Origin of the sequence: Pseudomonas sihuiensis, assembly GCF_900106015.1 — a bacterium.
Classification (GTDB): Bacteria; Pseudomonadota; Gammaproteobacteria; order Pseudomonadales; family Pseudomonadaceae; genus Aquipseudomonas; species Aquipseudomonas sihuiensis.
The window spans coordinates 299,519-319,765 of sequence record NZ_LT629797.1 but is presented as its reverse complement, the minus strand read 5'-3'; the positions used below and the strand labels follow the sequence as shown (position 1 = coordinate 319,765).

21 protein-coding genes are annotated in these 20,247 nt (G+C 62.9%); 10 read left to right on the top strand and 11 right to left on the bottom strand.

The genetic code is table 11. The features are described 5' to 3' along the window. Positions 1 to 94: 94 nt before the first annotated feature. From BLT86_RS01665 to rpoE, 5 genes are read right to left on the bottom strand one after another with little or no spacing between them, the layout of a single operon-like run. Positions 95 to 1,519 carry a DegQ family serine endoprotease gene (locus BLT86_RS01665; RefSeq protein ID WP_017677764.1) on the bottom strand — a complete coding sequence of 475 codons (1,425 nt, stop codon included), beginning with the start codon at positions 1,517 to 1,519 and terminating at the stop codon, positions 95 to 97. A 35-nt stretch (positions 1,520 to 1,554) separates the two neighbouring features. Beyond that, a complete protein-coding gene (locus BLT86_RS01660) occupies positions 1,555 to 2,010 on the bottom strand; it encodes a SoxR reducing system RseC family protein (protein WP_017677765.1) in 456 nt (151 codons plus the stop codon). Further along, positions 2,007 to 2,954 carry a MucB/RseB C-terminal domain-containing protein gene (locus BLT86_RS01655; protein WP_017677766.1) on the bottom strand — a complete coding sequence of 316 codons (948 nt, stop codon included), beginning with the start codon at positions 2,952 to 2,954 and terminating at the stop codon, positions 2,007 to 2,009. The genes BLT86_RS01660 and BLT86_RS01655 overlap by 4 nt, the downstream gene beginning before the upstream one ends. A 15-nt stretch (positions 2,955 to 2,969) precedes the next feature. Then, positions 2,970 to 3,542 (bottom strand): sigma-E factor negative regulatory protein, encoded by a 573-nt coding sequence (locus BLT86_RS01650; protein WP_017677767.1) that lies wholly within the window; start codon positions 3,540 to 3,542, stop codon positions 2,970 to 2,972. Between the two features lie 30 nt (positions 3,543 to 3,572). Further along, positions 3,573 to 4,154, bottom strand: a complete 582-nt coding sequence (gene rpoE, locus BLT86_RS01645) for an RNA polymerase sigma factor RpoE (protein ID WP_017677768.1) — start codon at positions 4,152 to 4,154, stop codon at positions 3,573 to 3,575. A 366-nt stretch (positions 4,155 to 4,520) separates the two neighbouring features. Here rpoE and nadB point away from each other — a divergent pair, with 366 nt between their 5' ends. Continuing rightward, complete coding sequence (gene nadB / locus BLT86_RS01640; RefSeq protein WP_017677769.1) at positions 4,521 to 6,152, top strand: L-aspartate oxidase; 1,632 nt, start codon at positions 4,521 to 4,523, stop codon at positions 6,150 to 6,152. Here nadB and BLT86_RS01635 read toward each other — a convergent pair. After that, positions 6,106 to 6,573 (bottom strand): protein YgfX, encoded by a 468-nt coding sequence (locus tag BLT86_RS01635; RefSeq protein ID WP_017677770.1) that lies wholly within the window; start codon positions 6,571 to 6,573, stop codon positions 6,106 to 6,108. The genes nadB and BLT86_RS01635 overlap by 47 nt on opposite strands. Then, entirely contained in the window at positions 6,557 to 6,811 is a 255-nt protein-coding gene (locus BLT86_RS01630; protein ID WP_017677771.1) for an FAD assembly factor SdhE, read from the bottom strand. The genes BLT86_RS01635 and BLT86_RS01630 overlap by 17 nt, the downstream gene beginning before the upstream one ends. Before the next feature lie 145 nt (positions 6,812 to 6,956). Between BLT86_RS01630 and ygfZ the strand changes: the two genes are divergently transcribed. The 3 genes from ygfZ to BLT86_RS01615 all read left to right on the top strand — a co-directional run bounded on the left by ygfZ (position 6,957) and on the right by BLT86_RS01615 (position 9,602). After that, a complete protein-coding gene (ygfZ, locus tag BLT86_RS01625; protein WP_017677772.1) occupies positions 6,957 to 7,898 on the top strand; it encodes a CAF17-like 4Fe-4S cluster assembly/insertion protein YgfZ in 942 nt (313 codons plus the stop codon). Between the two features lie 46 nt (positions 7,899 to 7,944). Further along, complete coding sequence (locus BLT86_RS01620) at positions 7,945 to 8,781, top strand: HDOD domain-containing protein (RefSeq protein WP_017677773.1); 837 nt, start codon at positions 7,945 to 7,947, stop codon at positions 8,779 to 8,781. A 65-nt stretch (positions 8,782 to 8,846) separates the two neighbouring features. Next, the gene (locus BLT86_RS01615; protein ID WP_055987478.1) at positions 8,847 to 9,602 is read left to right on the top strand and encodes a substrate-binding periplasmic protein; all 756 of its coding nucleotides are present in this window, start codon (positions 8,847 to 8,849) and stop codon (positions 9,600 to 9,602) included. On the opposite strand, the gene BLT86_RS01610 is transcribed toward BLT86_RS01615, so the two are convergent. Further along, positions 9,585 to 10,982, bottom strand: a complete 1,398-nt coding sequence (locus BLT86_RS01610; RefSeq protein WP_021488459.1) for a sensor histidine kinase — start codon at positions 10,980 to 10,982, stop codon at positions 9,585 to 9,587. The two genes, BLT86_RS01615 and BLT86_RS01610, sit on opposite strands and share 18 nt — an antisense overlap. Beyond that, positions 10,979 to 11,650, bottom strand: a complete 672-nt coding sequence (locus tag BLT86_RS01605) for a response regulator (RefSeq protein ID WP_026088647.1) — start codon at positions 11,648 to 11,650, stop codon at positions 10,979 to 10,981. The genes BLT86_RS01610 and BLT86_RS01605 overlap by 4 nt, the downstream gene beginning before the upstream one ends. A gap of 269 nt (positions 11,651 to 11,919) precedes the next feature. Here BLT86_RS01605 and BLT86_RS01600 point away from each other — a divergent pair, with 269 nt between their 5' ends. The 5 genes from BLT86_RS01600 (at position 11,920) to BLT86_RS01580 (ending at position 17,258) form a co-directional block, all read left to right on the top strand. Next, positions 11,920 to 13,185: an OprD family porin gene (locus BLT86_RS01600; RefSeq protein ID WP_055987538.1), complete on the top strand. Its 1,266-nt coding sequence runs from the start codon at positions 11,920 to 11,922 to the stop codon at positions 13,183 to 13,185. 29 nt (positions 13,186 to 13,214) lie between these two features. After that, the gene (locus BLT86_RS01595) at positions 13,215 to 14,195 is read left to right on the top strand and encodes a Bug family tripartite tricarboxylate transporter substrate binding protein (protein ID WP_017677778.1); all 981 of its coding nucleotides are present in this window, start codon (positions 13,215 to 13,217) and stop codon (positions 14,193 to 14,195) included. 91 nt (positions 14,196 to 14,286) lie between these two features. Further along, positions 14,287 to 14,730, top strand: a complete 444-nt coding sequence (locus BLT86_RS01590; protein WP_017677779.1) for a tripartite tricarboxylate transporter TctB family protein — start codon at positions 14,287 to 14,289, stop codon at positions 14,728 to 14,730. Between the two features lies 1 nt (position 14,731). Further along, positions 14,732 to 16,252: a tripartite tricarboxylate transporter permease gene (locus BLT86_RS01585; RefSeq protein WP_092374327.1), complete on the top strand. Its 1,521-nt coding sequence runs from the start codon at positions 14,732 to 14,734 to the stop codon at positions 16,250 to 16,252. Next, positions 16,236 to 17,258 carry an AbrB family transcriptional regulator gene (locus tag BLT86_RS01580; protein ID WP_017677781.1) on the top strand — a complete coding sequence of 341 codons (1,023 nt, stop codon included), beginning with the start codon at positions 16,236 to 16,238 and terminating at the stop codon, positions 17,256 to 17,258. Before BLT86_RS01585 ends, BLT86_RS01580 begins: the two co-directional genes overlap by 17 nt. A gap of 155 nt (positions 17,259 to 17,413) precedes the next feature. Here BLT86_RS01580 and BLT86_RS01575 read toward each other — a convergent pair whose 3' ends face one another. After that, positions 17,414 to 18,295: a pseudouridine synthase gene (locus tag BLT86_RS01575; RefSeq protein ID WP_017677782.1), complete on the bottom strand. Its 882-nt coding sequence runs from the start codon at positions 18,293 to 18,295 to the stop codon at positions 17,414 to 17,416. Positions 18,296 to 18,550: 255 nt separating this feature from the next. On the opposite strand from BLT86_RS01575, the gene BLT86_RS01570 reads away from it, so the two are divergent. Beyond that, a complete protein-coding gene (locus BLT86_RS01570) occupies positions 18,551 to 19,222 on the top strand; it encodes a COG3650 family protein (protein WP_017677783.1) in 672 nt (223 codons plus the stop codon). 52 nt (positions 19,223 to 19,274) lie between these two features. On the opposite strand, the gene BLT86_RS01565 is transcribed toward BLT86_RS01570, so the two are convergent. Continuing rightward, positions 19,275 to 20,204, bottom strand: a complete 930-nt coding sequence (locus BLT86_RS01565) for a LysR family transcriptional regulator (protein WP_017677784.1) — start codon at positions 20,202 to 20,204, stop codon at positions 19,275 to 19,277. Positions 20,205 to 20,247 lie beyond the last annotated feature (43 nt).

Here is a 20,247-nt window from a genome sequence, read left to right as displayed (position 1 = left end):
TACCCGATCCCTCATGACCGCGTCACGCCTGCACAGCATTGGCGCGGATACGAAGAAGGGCGCTCGAAAGCGCCCCTCTTCAGCCTTGCCCGGATTACTCAGCCAGCTTGAAGGTGATGAAGCTGGCACGCCCCTGACGCAGCACGCGCATGGATACCGAACGATTCTTCGGCAGATCCTGCGCCACCTGGGTGAAGGCGCTGATGGAGTCAATGGCCTGATTGTTCAGGTGGGTGATCACGTCACCAGGACGCAGGCCAATCATGGCCGCAGGACCATTGAGCACTTCCTTGACTACCACCCCGCCCTTGAGGTCGAGGCCTTTCTTCTGCTCGGCAGTCAGCTCCACCACCGTTACACCCAGGCGGTTGTTGCTGCGCTCGCCACCCTGCGCCGAACCGGAAGACGCCAGTTCCTGGCCTTCCTCCGGCAGCGTGCCGACGGTAACGTTGAGCTTCTTGCGCGAGCCATCACGTACGACATCCAGCTCGGCTTTCTCACCCGGCTTCAGACCACCCACGAGGTGCGGCAGGTCAGCCGACATGATGATCGGCTTGCCATTGAGGCTGAGAATCACGTCACCTACCTGCAGACCGCCCTTGTCCGCCGGCCCATCTTCAAGTACCTGCGCGACCAGCGCGCCAGCCGGCTTGTCCAGGCCGAAGGACTCGGCCAGATCCTTGTTCACTTCCTGAATCACTACGCCGAGCCAGCCGCGGGTCACCTTGCCATCAGCCTTAAGCTGGTCGGCCACCTGCATGGCCACTTCCATCGGGATGGCAAAGGACAGCCCCATGAAACCGCCGGAACGGGTGAAGATCTGCGAATTGATGCCCACCACCTCACCTTGCAGGTTGAACAGTGGGCCGCCAGAGTTGCCCGGGTTGATAGCCACATCGGTCTGGATGAACGGTACATAGCTGTCGCTCGGCAGGTTACGCCCCTTGGCGCTGACGATCCCTGCCGTCACCGAGTGATCGAAGCCGAACGGCGAACCGATGGCCAGCACCCACTCGCCGACCTTCAGGTCATCGGCCTTACCCAGGCGAACCACAGGCAGGTCCTTGCCCTCGACCTTGAGCAACGCGACGTCGCTACGCGGATCGGCACCAATCAATTTGGCTTCCAGCTCGCTGCGATCAGACAGACGCACGATGATTTCATCGGCGTCAGCGACCACATGATTGTTGGTCATGATGTAGCCGTCCGGCGAGATGATGAAACCGGAACCCAGCGACTGCGCTTCGCGCTGGCGACCACCCGGATTACGCGGAATCTGAGGGATGCTGCGCTCGAAGAACTCGCGGAACATCGGCGGCAGCCCTTCCAGATCAGGCAAGCCCGGCTGCCCGGCAACGGCGCGCTCGGGCATCTTCTGGCGGGTACTGATATTGACCACCGCAGGCGAGGCCTCTTCTACCAGATCGGTGAAATCAGGCAGGCTGGCCTGAGCCAGCAGACTTTGCCCCCAGAGCAAGGCAACCGCCAACAACGGCGCAATGGACTTGAGTTTTCTCATCGAACTACCACTCCCCATGTAAAACTCGGACACTCTCAACCGGCCGCTGGCGCAGTGGCCAGCAGCGTACGTAGGACAACGGGCTGCAATAAGGGGTTCTCGGCAACGCGAGCGGCGCGCCAGCGAACCATCAGCCAACTGGCGAACAGGCCACTCAGGCCTGCCAGGATCACCAGAGGTTCGGAAAGACCTAGACCGTCCGCCAGCAGCGCAGCGGCAAACAGACCCAGAAGCGGAAGCAGATAAACCAGCAGAGAACTGCGCACCAAAAGATCTTCACGCACACCGATGATCACGCTATCGCCAATCGCCAGTTGCATTTGACTGAGCGCGCGCACATAACCGCGCTGCCGCCCTACACCGAGACGATCCATCAAGCCCTGACCACAGGCGGCATTGGCCGAACAACTGGAGCAGGTGCTCTTGCGCAGCGTCTCGACCCAGACAGCGCCGGGCTCGAGCGCCACTACACGCCCCTGCTCCTCGATCATTGGCTCGCCTGTTCAGGCACTCCGGCGCGCATGGACAGGGCGATGCGTTCGGCAGTCCCCAAGGGAATCTCACCCACTACGGTCACCATCACGTCACCAGAGTCGGTACTCATCCGCCGCGAAACCGCGACGGTCGGGCCCAGCTGACTGCGCGCATCCTCGACGACGCGACCTTTCAGAGGTTCGAGAAAAACCGAGAATCGCGCCAGGCCATCGCCATACATGAGGTAGGTGACGGGGTCATCAGCGGAAGGCGCGCGGCGCACCTGCGCAGTAGTCAGAGTAAAGCCCGGCGGCAGCCAGTCGGATCGCCAGGTACCTTCGGCCATGCTGTCGGCAGCACGAAAACGCACCGGCCTGCAGCTCGAACTCGGCTGCATGGCATTTTCAGCGGGTACAGAGGTATCCAGCTGAGCGAACTGGAAGCGCTCCAGAAGCTGGCCACGCTCGTTCAACAGGAGGGATTTCAACGGCAGACCGGTCTCCCGGTCCAGGTGCAATTCGAAGCCGTAGCGATGCTGGTCCTTGGGCGCCAGCACCAGAACGACTGCTGGACGATTGGCGATGCGCGACTGACCCACGACACGAATGTCATACCAGTTGCTCAACTGCTCGACAGCCAACTGGCGAGCAGGCCAAGCCTGCCCTTCACTGACTTGGTCAGCCAACGCGCCAGTGACGCACTGAGCCTGACCATCGACTTTCAGCACCTCCTGGGCAGGCCCATCGAGCTGCAGAAGGCGCTCGCGAACTTCGCCCCCCTCCTCTACCCGATGCCACACGGCATGGGTGGAGAAGCTTCCATTGCGCTCATAGATGAACGTGCCCTGGAAGCTTTGCTGGCGCTCTGCCGCAGCGAGGCGCCCGAGCAAGTCTTGCACCTCGGAGGCCTGAACCGGCAACGCCAGCAGACCACCGAGAAGGTAGAGGGGAATCGCGCGCATGTGACTCCTTAGCGCTTAGCGGTTTTCCAGACTTGCAGCCCGAGCATAAGGCAGAGCGGTTTCACCGGTACCCATCACGGCTTCCTGCGCATGTTGACGCAGGTAGTTCGGCAAGCGCTGCTCATGCCAGCTGGCAGTGCCAGCTTCGGCGGCTTCGCCGGCTTCCTCGCTGCTGTTGTAACCAGCGAGCAGCGCAGGACCTTGCACCTGCGGTACCGAGAGTACCGGAGAAGCCTCCTGTTGGGCCAATTGGGCGCCGCTCAGGTCATCCTGATTGTAGAAGCGCACACCCGCCAGCACTGCAACGGTTACCGATGCTGCGACGGCTACACGCCCGACACTACGCCAGATCGGCGTCTTGCGTGCCGGAACGGCTTCGTCGGCCAGCGCCGCGGAAACCGCAGATGCGATGTCCAGATGCGGCACCACCAGCTCACGATGCATGGCTGCACGGGCGAGCTGGTAACGCGACCAGGTGCCGCGCAGCTCGCCATCATCGCTGGCTGTTAGCACACGCCGCAGTTCCAGTTCGTCCGCTTCGTTATCCATCACCGCGGACAGCGATTCCTGCAGGGTTTCACGACTCATGGTGTTCCTCTCTTGGCTGTCGCCGCTGCCTTAGGTTTCCTGCAACAGAGGCTGCAGGGACTTATCAATTGCCTCACGCGCACGGAATATCCGCGAACGCACCGTACCTACCGGACACTGCATGACGCCGGCAATGTCCTCGTAACTCAAGCCTTCGAACTCACGCAGGGTCAGGGCCGTGCGCAAATCATCCGGCAACTGGGCGATGGTTCGATGCACGGTGGCTTCGATCTCGTCGCGCAGCAATGCCCGCTCCGGTGACTCGATGTCCTTGAGGCCGTGGTCGCCGTCATAGAACTCCGCGTCATCGCTACTGACATCACTATCTGGCGGCCGCCGACCGCGTGACACCAGATAATTCTTCGCCGTGTTGATGGCGATGCGGTACAGCCATGTATAGAACGCGCTGTCACCGCGAAAGTTTCCAAGCGCTCGGTAGGCTTTTACGAAAGCCTCCTGAGCGACATCCTGAGCCTCGTGGGTGTCGTGCACGAATCGCACGATCAAACCGAGGATCTTGTGCTGATACTTCAGCACCAACAGATCGAAGGCACGCTTGTCACCACGCTGCACTCGCTCGACCAGCTGCTGATCATCTTCCTGGGTTAGCATGCACTCTCCTCATAACGCCCGGAGGAGGTCTGCGCCCGTAAGCGAATCAGCTTGCCAAGATAGACTCGGGTCTTACGCAAAAGTTCTCCCCTCCAAGCAAGCTTCCCGCAGAGTTTTCTTCCCTCTGCCTGGAATGGCGCCAGCGGAACATTTCCGCTCGCGCAAATAATCTTATCGCCGCTCATTTCCACACCCTCCGCTGACTTCAGATGCAGGCACGCGCAAGCGCTCTCCCTTATATGGGCGACCCTCTATGGAACCTTAACGACTAAGAAAGTTCCCGAGCACGGCGGTCGGTCATAAGCCACCTATTGTGCCGCTGCCCCTCTCTATATACTAGGGCTCGCTTTCACGCGGAACTCGGACATGAGCCAACACTTCCAGCACGATGTTCTGGTCATCGGCAGCGGCGCCGCAGGCCTGACGCTCGCCCTCACCCTACCTTCCCATCTGCGCATCGCGGTATTGAGCAAAGGCAAGCTGGCCAATGGCTCGACCTACTGGGCGCAAGGTGGCGTGGCAGCCGTTCTGGACGATACCGACACGGTCGAATCACACGTCGCCGACACCCTCAACGCCGGTGCCGGTCTGTGCAGCGAAGACGCCGTGCGTTTCACCGTAGAACACAGCCGCGAGGCCATCCAGTGGCTGATCGATCAGGGCGTCCCCTTCACCCGAGACGATGAAACCGCGCGCGAGGACGGCGGCTTCGAGTTCCATCTGACCCGCGAGGGCGGCCACAGCCATCGGCGCATCATCCACGCCGCCGACGCGACCGGCGCGGCAATTTTCAATACCCTGCTGGAGCAGGCCCGACAACGCCCGAACATCGAGCTGCTGGAGCAGCGCGTCGCCGTCGACCTGATTACCGAGCGCAAGCTCGGCCTGGATGGCGAGCGCTGCCTGGGCGCTTACGTACTGGATCGTGACCGCGGTGAAGTGGACACCTTCAGCGCGCGCTTCGTGATTCTCGCCACCGGCGGCGCGGCCAAGGTCTACCTCTATACCAGCAACCCCGACGGCGCCTGTGGCGATGGCATCGCCATGGCCTGGCGTGCCGGCTGTCGCGTCGGCAACCTGGAGTTCAACCAGTTCCACCCTACCTGCCTGTATCACCCGCAGGCCAAGAGCTTCCTGATCACCGAAGCCGTGCGTGGCGAAGGCGGCCTGCTCAAGCTGCCCAATGGCGAACGCTTCATGCAGCGTTTCGATGAGCGCGCCGAACTGGCACCACGCGATATCGTTGCCCGCGCCATCGACCATGAAATGAAGCGCCTGGGTGTCGACTGCGTGTACCTGGACATCAGTCACAAGCCGGCCGAATTCATCAAGAGTCATTTCCCCACCGTCTACGAACGCTGCCTGGGCTTTGGCATCGACATCACCAAGCAGCCCATCCCGGTGGTGCCGGCGGCGCATTACACCTGCGGTGGCGTGGTGGTCGACCAGCATGGCCGCACCGACGTGCCCGGCCTCTACGCCATTGGCGAAACCAGCTTCACCGGCCTGCATGGCGCCAACCGCATGGCCAGCAATTCGCTGCTCGAATGCTTCGTTTATGCGCGCTCAGCCTGCGCCGATATCGTCGAGCAGCTGGACACTATCGGCATGCCCACCAACCTCCCAGACTGGGACGCCAGCCAGGTGACCGACTCCGACGAGGACGTGATCATCGCCCACAACTGGGATGAGCTGCGGCGTTTCATGTGGGACTACGTCGGCATCGTGCGCACCAACAAGCGTCTGCAGCGCGCGCAACACCGGGTGCGCCTGCTGCTGGACGAGATCGACGAGTTCTACAGCAACTACAAGGTCAGTCGCGATTTGATCGAGCTGCGCAACCTCGCACTGGTCGCCGAGCTGATGATCCGCTCGGCCATGCAGCGTCATGAAAGCCGCGGGCTGCACTACACCCTCGACTACCCCGAGCAGTTGGCCGAAGCCCGCGACACTATTCTGACGCCGACGTACCAGGCTCAGCCCAGCGCCGTCGGCTGAACTTCAGACGCAAGCGCAGGCGCCGGTGCTGCTCGGGCGCCAGCGCATCGCGGGCGATGCACAGCCCGCGACTGAAACGCTGGCCTGGCAGGCGATAGCGCAGCACCACCACCCGCGGCAACGCCAGACTGTCCGGGCGCAGTTGCACCGCCTGCCAGCCTGCCGCAACGCTATATAGATGCCAGCCGAATCCATCACGGCGCAAACCCGTGATGGCCCGTGGCGCAGTCAGCAGGACGTGTCGCGGTAGCACCCAGGCGGCGTGTGCCAGGCACGCCACGAGTGACAGCAGCTTAGACCACATGGGAATGTCGGCCAGCCACGGCGCCAGCAGGGCCAGCGCCTGGACCGACAGGTAGAGCCTCAGCAGCCAGCGTGACGGCTGCCAACGGCACTCGAAGGCATCACTTGGGTTGGACACGGTCCAGGATCATGCGCACGATATGGCGCAGGTCGGCATCCTCGGGCTCGCCGCGCTGCATGAACCAGCCGAACATGTCCTGATCCTCGCACTCCAGCAGCTTGCGATAGCGCGCCTGGTTCTCGGCATCCAGGCTCGGGTATACCTCCTTGACGAAAGGCACCAGCAGCACGTCCAGCTCCAGCATGCCACGGCGGCTATGCCAGAACAGGCGATTCAGTTCACTTTGCTCAACCATGCAACGGACTCCTCGAACAAGGCCGGCAGTATAACGGCGAATTGCCTCGCTGTTCACCGAGACGCTGCGCAATTGCGCTGACAAGGCCCCACCCTGCCCACTATGATGACGCCCCTGACCTTTATTCAGTGATTCGATTTGCATCATGGCCGATAGCGCTTACTTCACACTCCTCGATCACGAAGGCCTGCTCGCCGTACGCGGCGCGGACGCAGCCAAGTTCCTGCAGGGCCAAGTGACCTGCAATATCAATTACCTCAGTGCCAGCCAGTCCAGCCTTGGCGCCCGCTGCACGCCCAAGGGCCGCATGCTGTCGAGCTTTCGCATCGTCCCGGTGGAAGACGGCTACCTGCTGGCCATGGCACGCGAACTGATCGAGTCGCAGCAGGCCGATCTGCAGAAATATGCGGTGTTCTCCAAATCCAAGCTCAGCGACGAAAGCGCCGCCTGGGTCCGTTTTGGCCTGGCGGGCGCCGATGCCGTGCTGAGCGAACTCGATCTGCAACTGGGCACCGCCAGTGATTCCCTGGCCAGCGCCGGCCAACTGCTCGCCGTACGCCTGAGCGATGGCCGTGCCGAGCTCTGGGCGCCAGTAGAGGAAGCGCCAAAGCTGCAAGCCCAATTGGCCGCTCAACTGCCGCAGGCGCCACTGAACGACTGGTTGCTGGCCCAGGTCCGTGCGGGCGTGGGCCAGGTGTTCGGCGCCACACGCGAGCTGTTCATCCCGCAGATGATCAACCTGCAGGCCCTCGGCGGCGTGAGCTTCAAGAAAGGCTGCTACACCGGCCAGGAAATCGTCGCGCGCATGCAGTACCTGGGCAAGCTCAAGCGCCGCCTGCAACGCCTGCGTCTGGTCGCTGCAGAGCTACCGGCCGTCGGCGTCGAATTGTTCTCACCGGTGCATGGCTCCAGCGTTGGCGAAGTGGTGCTGGCGGCCCAGGCCGGCGACGCCATCGAGCTGCTCGCCGTATTGCAGGAAGACGCCGTGAACGACGGCCGCATTCATCTCGGCAGCAGTGAAGGCCCGCCCCTGACCCTGCTCGACCTGCCTTATCAGCTGGATGCCAACCAGGAAATCCAGCGCTGACTAAACTTCCCCGGCGCCGCCTCGGATCGCCTAAGAGAGCTACTTCATGAGCAAGCTTGCCGAAAAAGTCCAACAGGAACTGATCCACGCCATCGAAAACGATGAGCTGGTACTGCCCACCCTGCCCGAGGTGGCATTGCGGGTGCGTGAAGCAGCCGAAGACCCGGATGTGGGGATTCCGCAGATCAGTAAGGTAATCGGTAACGACGCCGCCCTCACCGCGCGCATCATCAAGGTGGTCAACAGCCCGCTGCTGCGCAGCAACAAGGAAATCACCGACCTGCAGATGGCTGTCAGCCGTCTGGGCATCAACTACACCTGCAACCTGGCCACCGGCCTGGCCATGGAGCAGATGTTCCAGGCCACCAGCGACGTGGTCGACCGCAAGATGCGCGAAGTGTGGAACAAGAGCACCGAGATCGCCGGTATCTGCCACGTGCTGTGCCGTCACTACACCCGCCTGATGCCGGACCAGGCTACGCTCGCCGGCCTGGTGCACCAGATCGGCGTGCTGCCGATCCTCACCTACGCCGAAGAGCATAACGAGCTGCTGGCCGACTCCATCAGCCTCAACCATGTCATCGAGCAGATTCACCCGATCATCGGCGACAAGATCCTGCGCACTTGGGAATTTCCCGAACCCATCGCCATCGTGCCGAGCCAGTATCTGGACTTCACCCGCGACTCGGCCAAGGTCGATTATGTTGATATCGTCCAGGTCGCCACACTGCAGAGCTACCTGGGCAGCGAGCACCCCTACACCCAGCTGGATTGGAGCAAGGTGCCGGCCTTCGCCAAGCTGGGCCTTGACCCGCAGGTCGACATGCAGGCCGACGAAGACCTCTCCGCTGCCATGGAAGCAGCCATGAGCATGCTGCAATAAAAGCATCTCGCCATGGATGGCATAACGCCTCTACACTCGAACGATTCGCTTGAGGAAGTAGAGCCATGCGTTACGCATTCGTCCTGCTCGTCCTGTTGCTCGGCAGTGCCCAGGCTGCCGAGCAGGTACGTCTGACCAACGGCGAATGGCCGCCCTATCTCGGTGAAACCCTGCCCCACCATGGCGTAGCGTCACGCATCGTCGCCGAGGCGTTCGCACTTCAGGGCATCGACGTGCAGTGGGAATTTCACCCCTGGGCGCGCTCGCTGAAAATGGCCGAACAAGGCGTGCGCGACGGCAGCGCCGTCTGGTTTCACAGCCCCGAACGTGAACGGCACTTTCACATCAGCGAGCCGGTGGTCGAAAGCGGCTACTACCTGTTTTATCGCAAGCCCCACGCGTTTGACTGGAACGATGTCACGGATCTGCGCGGCCTGCGCATTGCCGGTACTCGTGGCTATGACTACGGCGAAGCCTTTCAACGCGCCGAAGCCGCCGGTGAACTCGAGGTGGTGCGCCTGACCGGTGATGAACAGGGCCTGCGCCAGTTGCTAGCCGGGCGCATCGATGTGTTTCCCATGGACAAGGTGGTGGGCTTCGACCTGCTCTATCAGAAATTCAGCGCTGCCGAACGCCAGCGCCTGAGCTTTCATCGCAAGCCGCTGCGCAGCGACAGCCTGCATCTGCTGCTATCGCGCGAGGTGCCGGGCAATGCCGAGCTGATGCAGCGCTTCAATCGTGGTCTGAATCAATTGCGCGACAGTGGCAAGGTTTCCCAGTACCTGCTGGAGATTCAGCAGCCGTTAAGCCTCAGCCACTGACAGCGGAAACTCGACACGCACCCGCAGGCCATGCGGCTGCACCTGATGCAGGCTTATTCGAGCCTGATGGGCGCGACAGATCTCGCCGACGATGGCCAAACCAAGGCCTGCACCATTACCCAGGCTGCTGCGTCGGTAGAAACGCTCGAAAACCTTCTCATGCTCGGCCTCGGGAATACCCGGGCCGTCATCTTCGACTTCAAGCACCGACGGCGCCAGTGCGCGGATGATCAGGTTGCCACCGGCTGGTGTATGCGCCAATGCGTTATCCAGCAGGTTATTCAGCAACTCGTTGAGCAACGTCGGCTCGCCATCGATCCACACCGGCTGGTCGGCCTCCAGCGCCAGCGCGACGCCACGGGCGTGAGCCAGTGGCGCCATGGCCAGAGCCAGTTCACGCGCCAGCTGGCCGAGGTCGATACGCTGCGCGCCGCCTTCGGTAATGGCTCGCGCACCACTCTCGATACGCGCCAGGGACAGCAGTTGATTAGCCAGCGAAGTCAGACGATCACCTTGCTGCGCCACCTGCTCCAGCGTGCTGCGCCACTCCTCGGGCTGTTCGGCACGCAAGCCCAGGGTGATACGCGCTTTCAGTGCCGCCAGCGGCGTGCGCAACTCGTGGGCGGCATCGGCGATGAACTGCGACTGCCGCTCGAACAGACCGCGCAAGCGCTCGTTGAACTGGTTCAATGCCTCCACCAGCGGCAGCACCTCGCGCGGCAGACCGCTATCCGGCAGCGGCTGCAGGTCGTCGCTGGCCCTCTCTGCCACCTCCCTGCGCAGCGCCTCCAGCGGCCGCAAGGCCAGATTCACGGCCAACCACACCAGCAGCAGCGCGCTGAACGAGAGCAAGCCCATACGCCACAGGGTGCCGATCAGCAGCTCACGAGCCATGCGCTCGCGCGCGCCCTGTGTCTCCGCCACACGGATTTCAGCGATGCCATTAAGCTGCGGTTCGCTGACTGGCTGCAGCAGGCTGACCACACGCACACCCTGGTTGCGGTACTCGGCGTCGTAGAAGTGCGCCAACGCCGGATAATCGTCAGTACGCGGCGTGCCCGGCGGAGCTGGCGGCAGGTCCTCATAACCGGAAACCTGATTACCCTGCAGGTCGAGCACCTGGTAGTAGATGCGTCCGGCGCTGTCGTAGGCAAAGGTATCGAGCGCGACATAGGGAATATTGGCGCGCAACCGGCCGTCCTCGGCATACAGACCATCGGCCACCGCGCGTGCCGATGCCAGCAGCGTGCGGTCATAGGCGGTATCGGCTGCACGGCGCGCACTCCAGTAGGCACTGAAACTGCTCAGCAGCAGGATCAGCGACAGTAGCAGCGCCAGGCGCCGCAGCAGACGCCCGCGCAGACTGACGCCACGACTCATGCCTCGACCGCTTCCAGCAAGTAGCCAAGACCACGGAAGGTGACGATGCGTACGGCGCTGCCCTCGAGCTTCTTGCGTAGGCGGTGAATGTAGATTTCGATGGCATCCGGGCTGGCGTCCTCGTCCAGACCGAACACCTGCGCCGCCAGTTGCTCCTTGCTCATCACCCTGCCCAGCCTGGCGATCATCGCCTCCAGCACCGCCTGCTCACGGGCAGTCAGGCTGAGCGCTTCGCCATTGAGACTGAAACGACGCGCACCAAGGTCGTAGACCAGGTCGCCGCAGCGCTGCAACTGTTCGCCGCCGAGTACGCTGCGCCGCAGCAGCGCCTTGACCCGAGCCTCCAGTTCGGTCAGTTCGAAGGGTTTTGCCAGGTAGTCATCGGCACCCAGATTGAGGCCGTGCACACGATCCTTGACCTCGCCACGCGCAGTCAGCATCAGCACCGGCAGGGTCTGACCGCGGTCACGCAGGCGCGCCAACACGGCAAAGCCGTCCAGACGAGGCAAACCGATATCGAGAATCGCCAACGCATACTCTTCGCTGCACAGCGCAAGGTCAGCAGCCACGCCATCGTGCAGCACGTCCACCGTCCAGCCTGCACCTTTGAGCGCCTGGGCCACGCTTTCCGCCAATTGCGGATGGTCTTCGACCAGCAGAATCCGCACCGCCACCTCCAGCTGCAGCATCGTTAAAGGCGCGCAGTTTAGCGCCGCCACGGCCGCTGTGAATTGCTCAAATGCCAAAGCAGCATCTGATTTGCTGCCTTGCGTCACCCGCCATGACGCAACAACACACCATCATGAAAATCTTTCGTTCATGAAAGCCTAGTGAAAGCTTGTCCTCATAGCATCGTTTCAAGGTGGCTCGATCCACCTGCTCAAGCGACCTGGCAGTGGTGCCAGGTGGCGACAAGAACAAAAACGGAGACCACATGATGCTCGCAGCCTCACGCCAGGCCCTGCCGCCTGTCCGCCTGCTCTGCCTGGCCATCGCCGCTACCGGCGCTGCCCCCCTCGCCAACGCCGCCTTCATCGAAGACAGCAGCGCCAGCCTCACCGCTACCAACATCTATTTCAATCGCGACTTCCGCGAAGATCCGGGTCAGAACAAGCGAGAGGAATGGGGTCAGGGCTTTCGCCTCGATCTGCAGTCCGGCTTCACCGAAGGCACCGTCGGTTTCGGTGTCGACGCCATGGGCCTGCTCGGCCTCAAGCTCGACTCCGGTCGCGGCCGCACCGGCACCGACCTGCTGCCCGTACATGATGATGATCGCTCCGCCGACGAATTCAGCCGCCTGGGTCTGACCGGCAAGGTCAAGGTCTCTGCCACCGAACTGCGCTACGGCTCGCACGTGCCGGAGCTGCCGGTGGTCAAGGCCAGTGACAGCCGCCTGCTGCCGCAGGTGTTCGAGGGCGGCCTGCTGACCTCCTCCGAACTGGAAGGCCTGACCTTCACCGGTGGCCGCCTGGACAAGGTCATCGACCGCGCTTCGACCAACTCCGAAGAGATGGTGCTCAACGCCAAGAACCGCCGCTTCGCCTCCGGCGTCGAAGCCGACCACCTGGACCTGGCCGGCGTCGACTACAAGTTCGCTCCCGGTTTCACCGGCCGTTACTACTTTGCCGATCTGGATGACATCTATCGCCAGCATTTCTTCGGTCTGCTGAGCAGCCACAAGATCGGTGCGGGCACCCTGAGCAGCGACGTGCGTTATATCGTCAGTCGTGACAGCGGCGCGGCCAACGCCGGTAAGGTCGACAACCAGGCCTTCAACGCCATGGTCAGCTACGGCCTGGGTAGCCACAAGTTCGGCCTGGGCTTCCAGGACATGAGCGGCGACACCGGCTTTGCCTACATCGATGGCAGCGATCCGTTTTTGGTCAACTTCGTGCAGATCAATGACTTCGCCAACGCCGACGAACGTTCCTGGCAGGCCCGCTACGATTACAACTTCGCCAGCATCGGGGTTCCCGGCCTGACCTTCATGACCCGCTACATCCGTGGCGATGACGCTCGTGTTGCCGGCTCCGACGAGCGTGGCGGCGAATGGGAACGCGACATCGAGCTCAAGTACGTGGTGCAGGCCGGCCCACTCAAGGACCTCTACGTGCGTGTGCGCAACGCCAGTTTCCGCTCCGACTTCGCCCGCGACGCGGACGAGAACCGTGTCATCGTCGGCTACACCCTGCCGATCTGGTAAACAACAACAAGACTCGCGAGGAATCACTCATGAAATCTGTCCTGACCCGCGCCGCACTGGCGACTGCCTGCCTGGCCTTTGCCAGTCAGTTGCTGGCTGCCGAACCCAAGCGCCCCGAATGCATCGCCCCGGCCAAGCCCGGTGGTGGTTTCGACCTGACCTGCAAGCTGGCCCAGAGCGGCCTCAAGGATGAAGGTCTGCTCAAGGCGCCGATGCGAGTCACCTACATGCCGGGCGGCGTCGGTGCCGTAGCCTATAACGCCGTGGTCGCCCAGCGCGCCAAGGATCCTGGCACCATCACCGCCTTCTCCAGCGGTTCCTTGCTGAACCTGGCCCAGGGCAAATTCGGTCGTTATGACGAGAACGCCGTACGCTGGCTGGCCGCAGTCGGTACCGACTACGGCGCAATCACCGTACGCGACGACTCGCCCTACAAGAACCTCGATGACCTGGTCCAGGCTCTGAAAAAGGATCCGTCCAGCATCGTCTTCGGCGCCGGCGCTACCATCGGTGGGCAGGACTGGATGCAGACCGCGCTGATCGCCCGCCTGGCCGGGATCGACCCGAAAAACCTGCGTTATGTCGCCTTCGAAGGCGGTGGTGAAACCCTCACCGCCATGCTTGGCGGCCATGTGCAGGTCACCAGCAGCGGCCTGGGCGAAGTCACTCCGCAGCTGGAAGCGAAAAAAGTGCGCATCCTCGCGGTGCTCTCCGATGAGCGTCTGCCAGGCAAGCTGGCCGAAATCCCGACCGCCAAAGAGCAGGGTTACGACATCACCTGGCCGGTGATCCGCGGCTTCTACATGGGCCCGGAAGTCAGCGACGAGCAGTTCGACTGGTGGAAACAGCAGTTCGATACCCTGCTGGCCAGCGAAGAGTTCGCCAAGCTGCGCGAACAGCGTGACCTGCTGCCGCTGTCGGTGACCGGTGATGAACTCAAGGCCCTGGTGTTCAAGCAGGTCGCTGAGTACAAGACCCTGGCCAGTGAATTCGGCCTGATGCAGGAATAAATGCATCAGCGGGTTCGGCGTCGCCCGATACCGAACCCGCCATTGAACTGCACCGCCGTTCGATCCTGTCCCTACGCAAGAGACCATTGCTATGTACGTTCGCCTGTTCGCTGCGATCTGGCTGCTGTTGTGCGCCTGTCTCGCCGTTATCGCCTGGGGCTTCCAGGCTCCCTTCGCCTATGACCCGGTTGGCCCGCGCGCCTACCCGCTGCTGCTGCTGGCGCTAATGGGTGCTGGCGCTGCCTGGCTGGTGTTCAAACCCGGTGCGGACACCGAGACGCTCAGCCGCCATGCCGTGCTGCGCAGCGGCCTGTGCATTCTCACCCTGCTGGCCTACGCCCTGCTGTTCGAGCCCCTGGGTTTCGTTCTGAGCACGGCTGTGGCGGTTTTCGTGCTGGGCCTGCTGTTTACGGGTCGTGTGCTGCCGTGCCTGATTAGCGGCGTCCTGATGGGCGTGCTGCTGTATGCCTTGTTCGATTATGCGCTAGACGTTCCGCTGCCACTGGGCGTGTTCGAAGCGTTGGTGGAGAGCTGAGATGGAAACATTACATTTTCTGATGCAGGGCTTTGACGTCGCCACCCGGCCGACCAACCTGCTGGTTGCATTGTTCGGTGCCTTCGTCGGCACCATCGTCGGCCTGTTGCCAGGCCTGGGCCCGATCAACGGCGTAGCCCTGCTGCTGCCACTGGCCTTCGCCCTTGGCCTGCCGCCGGAAACCGCACTGATTCTGCTCGCCGCCGTCTACCTGGGCTGCGAATACGGCGGACGTATCTCCGCCATTCTGCTCAACGTGCCTGGCGATGCCGCTGCCGTGATGACCACCCTCGACGGCTACCCGCTGGCACGTCAGGGCAAAGCGGGTATCGCCCTGTCGTTGTCGGCGGTCAGCTCCTTCACCGGCAGCATGATCGCCACCTGCGGCGTGGTGCTGTTCGCGCCGCTCCTGGCGAAATGGGCAGTGGCCTTCGGTCCGGCCGAGTACTTCGTGCTGATGATCTTCGCCATTGCCTGCCTCGGTGGCATGGTCGGCGACAAGCCGGTCAAGACCCTGCTCTCGGCCCTGATCGGCCTGGCCCTGGCCACGGTCGGGGTGGACTCCACTACGGGGGTATACCGCTTCACCTTCGACAGCGTCAGCCTGTCCGACGGCATCCAGTTCGTCATCGTGGTCATCGGCTTCTTCAGTGTCAGCGAAATTCTGCTGATGCTGGAAAACACCCACAACGGCCAGAAAGCCGTGAAAACCAGCGGCCGCGTGCTGTTCAACTTCAAGGAATACTGCTTCACCTTCTGGACCATGATTCGCAGCTCGCTTGCCGGTTTCGTGATTGGCGTACTGCCTGGTGCCGGTGCAACCATCGCCAGCGCCATGACCTACATGACCGAAAAACGCCTGGCCGGTGAAAGCGGCAAGTTCGGCGACGGTGACCTGCGCGGCGTTGCGGCTCCCGAGTCGGCCAACAACGCTTCGGCCTGCGGTTCGCTGATCCCGATGCTGACACTCGGTGTACCCGGCTCGGGCACCACCGCGGTGATGATCGGCGCACTGACGCTGTACAACATCACCCCTGGCCCACTGTTGTTCGAACAGCAGCCAGATGTGGTCTGGGGCCTGATCGCCTCGCTGTTCATCGGTAACGTCATCCTGCTGGTGATGAACATCCCGCTGGTCGGCCTGTTCTCACGCATGCTCAGCGTGCCGAACTGGGTGCTGGTGCCCGCCATCACCGTGATCAGCATGGTCGGCGTGTACGCAGTGCACAGCACCACCTTCGACCTGGTGCTGATGATCGGCCTCGGTGTGTTCGGCTATATCCTGCGCAAGCTGGACTTCCCGCTCTCGGCGGTGATCCTCGGCTTCGTGCTGGGCGAAATGATGGAGGACAACCTGCGTCGCGCCCTGTCGATCTCCGCTGGTGAGCTGGGCATCCTCTGGGGCAGCCCGATCACTCTGGTACTGTGGGCGCTTGTTGTACTGATGCTGGCCCTGCCGGGCATCCGCTGGATGCGTCGACGCAAGCAGATCAAGGCTGGGGCTGATGCCACTGCCGCGTGATCTTTGGGTAACGCCGCTGGCCGGAGTGGTCGGCGGTTACCTGGCCAGCCTCGCCGGCTGGCCTTTGCCGTGGATGGTCGGCTCGTTGTTGGCGGTAATCGTTGTGCGCTGCCTGGCCAATCGCGCCTTCAGTGAACTGCCGGGCGGGCGCAAGGCCGGCCAATGGTTGGTCGCCAGCGGCATCGGCCTGCACTTCACCAGCGACGTGCTGGAACAGGTGCTCAGCCACTTGCCCGTGATCGTGATGGGCGCCTTCGGCACGCTGCTGCTGAGCCTGATCGGCATTGCCATCCTGCGCCGTGCTGGCGTCGACCGCGCCACTGCCTTCTTCGCCAGCATGCCTGGCGGCGCCAGCGAGATGGTCAACCTGGCCCTGCGTCACGATGCCCAACCCGCAAGAGTGGCAGCGGCGCACAGCCTGCGTCTGCTGCTGGTGGTGCTGCTGATTCCGGCGCTGTTCACCTGGGGCCTGCCCGCCGTCAGCGCGCCGACTCGCGCGCCGGTGGACTGGACCTGGCTGATCGGCCTGCTCGCCGCTGGCGCTCTACTAGCAATGCTCTGGGGCCGACTCAAACAACCCAACCCCTGGATGCTCGGCCCACTGACTGTCTGCGCCGTTGCCAGCGCCGGCTTCGACCTGCATCTGGGCCTGCCGCCAGGCCTCGGCCAGCTCGGCCAGTGGCTGATTGGTTGCGCCCTGGGCTGTCACTTCGATCGCGCCTTCTTCCGCAGTGCACCGGGTTTTCTCGCCCGCGTGCTGGCCTTCACCTTGCTGGCGATGCTCGCCGCTGCCGTGCTCGGCGAAGCCCTTGGTTGGTTGGCCGGCGAAGACCACCTGTCGCTGATGCTGGGCATGATGCCGGGCGGCATCACCGAGCTGTGTCTGACCGCCGAAGCCTTGCAGCTGTCGGTAGCGCTGGTGACTGCATTGCAGGTGCTACGGCTGTTTCTGGTGATGTTCCTGGCAGAACCCTTATTCAAGCTCTGGTGCAAGAGCCACGCGTAGGGCGGACCGGAACGCCGGCCGCTCGCAGCGCCAGCGAACAGTCCGCCGGTTGGGCTGCGAGCTTGCGACACCCCTGCGGCGTACTGTTTCGCGAGTACGCCCTACGCGACGACGTACGACTCGCCGCTCCGTAGGGTGCGCCATGCGCACCAGCGCTACCACTGCAGCTGCAGCTGGCTATCAAACTCACGCATCTGCCCGCTGAGCGGATCGACGAAGCGCAAGCCGCGCGCCAGCAGTTTGAGCGGCTTGCTGTAGTCATCCGGCAGATTGCGCGACTCCCGCAGCAGCGGATAGAAATCGTCGCCGACGATAGGCGCGCCGAGCCCGGACAGATGCACGCGCAGCTGATGCTTGCGTCCGGTCACCGGCGACAGCCCATAGCGCCAAAGCTCACCACGGCGCTCCAGCACCTCGATGCACGTTTCGCTGTTGGTCTCGCCTGCGACTTCCTGCATGCGAAAGAACGGCTCACCGTCGACCATGCGCGAACGATGCAGGTAGGGAAACTCCAACTGCGCCAATGCCGGAGCGATAGCCTCGTAGCGTTTCTCCACCGCACGCTGGCGAAACAGCGCCTGATACTGGCCACGACTGGCCGGGTTGACCGAGAACAACACCAGGCCGGCCGTCAGTCGGTCGATGCGGTGGATCGGCACCAGGTCAGGATTGCCGGTGCGCTTGATCAGGCGTGCCAGCAGGGTCTGCTCGACGTACTCACCGGCAGGCATCACCGGCAGAAAATGCGGTTTGTCGGCGACCAGCAGGTGCTCGTCCTGCCACAGCACCTGTTCGACGAAAGGAATTGGCGTCTCATTCGGCACTTCACGGAAATAGCGCACCTTGAGACCAGCCCGATAGGGATGCGTGGCGTCGATGGGCGTGCCCGCCGCATCCAGCACCCGACCACGCGCCATACGCTGCAGCCAGGTAACGCGATCGATGGCGGGAAAGTGATCGCACAGGCAATCGAGCACCGTCGCCCAGTCGCCCTGGGGCAAATGAAGCGTGCTGGGGCGCATGGCGGGGCTGGGCATTGCAGAAGGTGCTCGACGGCTTATGGACGGGCGAATTAGGCCGTACTCGCGCGGCTCAGTCAAAGCCGGGGCATGCTGCAACAGCAGCCGAACAATGAAAGCCTGCGTGGTATGCCCCCTCATCCGGCGCTTCGCGCCACCTTCTCCCAGAGGGAGAAGGACAGCAGGGAGGGCGTCGCTGCGCGACTTTCATGCTCACGGCTTGAGCCGAGGTCGCGCTGTGGCTATGGTGGCCGCTCGTATCTGGAGAGACCCATGTCCATCACCCGCTCCCTGCTTACCAGCGTCGCCCTCCTCCCGCTCCTGGCCGCCTGCCAGGTCTACACCGGCAAGCCGGAAGGCCCACCTCCGGCCACCCGCCTGCAGGGTCAAGTCCAGGTTGAAAATGGTCAACTGGTCCTCACCCCCTGCCAGGAACAGCGCCGCTTCGTGCTGATCGATGGCGGCAGCACCAGTATCGAGCGCGAAGTCATGCAGCTCGGCAGTGATGGCCAGGCCAGCCTGTTCGCCGATCTGGCCGGTCGCCTGGGCGGCAGCCAGGGCAAAGGCAACGACGGTCGCTTCGAGGTCAGCCAGATCTATCGCCTGCAAGGTGAGGGGCATGGCTGCGACGACCTCAACTTCAAACGCCTGGCCCTGCGCGCCAGCGGCAACGAGCCGTTCTGGCAACTGGAAGTCGGCAGCAAGGGCCTGGTACTCAATCGTCCCGAGCAGGAACCACTGGCCCTGCCCTACCTGGAAGAGCAACTACCGGATGGCCGCCTGAATTTCAGCAGCGAAGCCAACGGCCAGCGTCTGGATCTGTGGGTGGCGCCGCAGCGCTGCGTCGACAGCATGAGCGGCACGGTCAATCACCTCAGCGCCGAACTGCGCCTCGACGGCCAGGTGCTACGTGGCTGCGCGCATTTCGGCGCCATGCGTAATTGACCATCAGTCATGCCGGTGACGCTGAGTGGCTGCACCGGCACGAACCGTTCAGCTAGCCCAAACTCCCGGCAAAACGCCGTGCATAGTCTTCGCGCTGGAAAGCCTCGACCACGAAGTCGATGAAGCTGCGCGTCTTGCCCGGCATCAACTGGCGACTGGGGTAATACAGCGACAACGCGCCGGCATCCGCCCACCAGCGCGGCAACACCCGCACCAGCTCCCCCGACTCCAGCTCGGGCAGTACATCGGGTACGGCAAGCATCGCCACCCCCAGGCCCAGCCGCGCGGCCTCTCGCACGGCAGTTGGATCGTTGACCACCACGGTCTCGCGCATCGTCGCGATCACTTCATCGCCCTGCGCATTGCGCATGTTCCAGGTACGGATACGACCCGACGACAGCGAACGCATGACGATGCAGTCCAGATCGATCAGACCTGATGGATCGGCTGGCAACGTGTGCCGAGCCAGGTAAGCGGGAGAGGCAAAGGCAATGACGTGCAGCGGCGCCAGTGTGCGGGCGACCACACCGCTGGCCAACTCGAAACCGCCACCGATGGCGGCATCGTAGCCTTCGGCGATCAGGTCGACCGTACGGTTCTCGAAATGCCATTCAGGGCGGACGCGGGGATAGCGCTGCAGGAACTCGGGCAACAAAGGCAGCAGGTAACCGATCCCGAAGGACGGCGCCACGCTGATCTTGAGCACACCAGCCGGCTGGCCATCATCGGCTGATACCGCTGCAATGGCGTTCTGCAATGACTCCAGATTGCCGCCAACCGCAGCCAAGAAAGACTCGCCCGCCTCGGTCAGCGTCAGCTTGCGTGTCGAACGCTGGAACAGCCGTACACCCAGGTTGCGCTCCAGCATGGCGACGTTGCGGCTGACCGCTGCCGGCGTGAGCGCAAGCCGGCGCGCTGCCGCCGAGAAGCTGCCACTCTCGGCACTGCGTACGAAGGATTCAAGATTGGTGAGCGTTTCCATGGCGCGATCTTAAATAGATACTTGAAGATAATCCAAATGATTA

Coding starts and splice junctions, on each gene's coding strand:
- BLT86_RS01665 (WP_017677764.1), bottom strand. CDS start 1,519: ATGAGAAAACTCAAGTCCATTGCGCCGTTGTTGGCGGTTGCCTTGCTC.
- BLT86_RS01660 (WP_017677765.1), bottom strand. CDS start 2,010: ATGATCGAGGAGCAGGGGCGTGTAGTGGCGCTCGAGCCCGGCGCTGTC.
- BLT86_RS01655 (WP_017677766.1), bottom strand. CDS start 2,954: ATGCGCGCGATTCCCCTCTACCTTCTCGGTGGTCTGCTGGCGTTGCCG.
- BLT86_RS01650 (WP_017677767.1), bottom strand. CDS start 3,542: ATGAGTCGTGAAACCCTGCAGGAATCGCTGTCCGCGGTGATGGATAAC.
- rpoE (WP_017677768.1), bottom strand. CDS start 4,154: ATGCTAACCCAGGAAGATGATCAGCAGCTGGTCGAGCGAGTGCAGCGT.
- nadB (WP_017677769.1), top strand. CDS start 4,521: ATGAGCCAACACTTCCAGCACGATGTTCTGGTCATCGGCAGCGGCGCC.
- BLT86_RS01630 (WP_017677771.1), bottom strand. CDS start 6,811: ATGGTTGAGCAAAGTGAACTGAATCGCCTGTTCTGGCATAGCCGCCGT.
- ygfZ (WP_017677772.1), top strand. CDS start 6,957: ATGGCCGATAGCGCTTACTTCACACTCCTCGATCACGAAGGCCTGCTC.
- BLT86_RS01620 (WP_017677773.1), top strand. CDS start 7,945: ATGAGCAAGCTTGCCGAAAAAGTCCAACAGGAACTGATCCACGCCATC.
- BLT86_RS01615 (WP_055987478.1), top strand. CDS start 8,847: ATGCGTTACGCATTCGTCCTGCTCGTCCTGTTGCTCGGCAGTGCCCAG.
- BLT86_RS01610 (WP_021488459.1), bottom strand. CDS start 10,982: ATGAGTCGTGGCGTCAGTCTGCGCGGGCGTCTGCTGCGGCGCCTGGCG.
- BLT86_RS01600 (WP_055987538.1), top strand. CDS start 11,920: ATGCTCGCAGCCTCACGCCAGGCCCTGCCGCCTGTCCGCCTGCTCTGC.
- BLT86_RS01595 (WP_017677778.1), top strand. CDS start 13,215: ATGAAATCTGTCCTGACCCGCGCCGCACTGGCGACTGCCTGCCTGGCC.
- BLT86_RS01590 (WP_017677779.1), top strand. CDS start 14,287: ATGTACGTTCGCCTGTTCGCTGCGATCTGGCTGCTGTTGTGCGCCTGT.
- BLT86_RS01585 (WP_092374327.1), top strand. CDS start 14,732: ATGGAAACATTACATTTTCTGATGCAGGGCTTTGACGTCGCCACCCGG.
- BLT86_RS01580 (WP_017677781.1), top strand. CDS start 16,236: ATGCCACTGCCGCGTGATCTTTGGGTAACGCCGCTGGCCGGAGTGGTC.
- BLT86_RS01575 (WP_017677782.1), bottom strand. CDS start 18,295: ATGCCCAGCCCCGCCATGCGCCCCAGCACGCTTCATTTGCCCCAGGGC.
- BLT86_RS01570 (WP_017677783.1), top strand. CDS start 18,551: ATGTCCATCACCCGCTCCCTGCTTACCAGCGTCGCCCTCCTCCCGCTC.
- BLT86_RS01565 (WP_017677784.1), bottom strand. CDS start 20,204: ATGGAAACGCTCACCAATCTTGAATCCTTCGTACGCAGTGCCGAGAGT.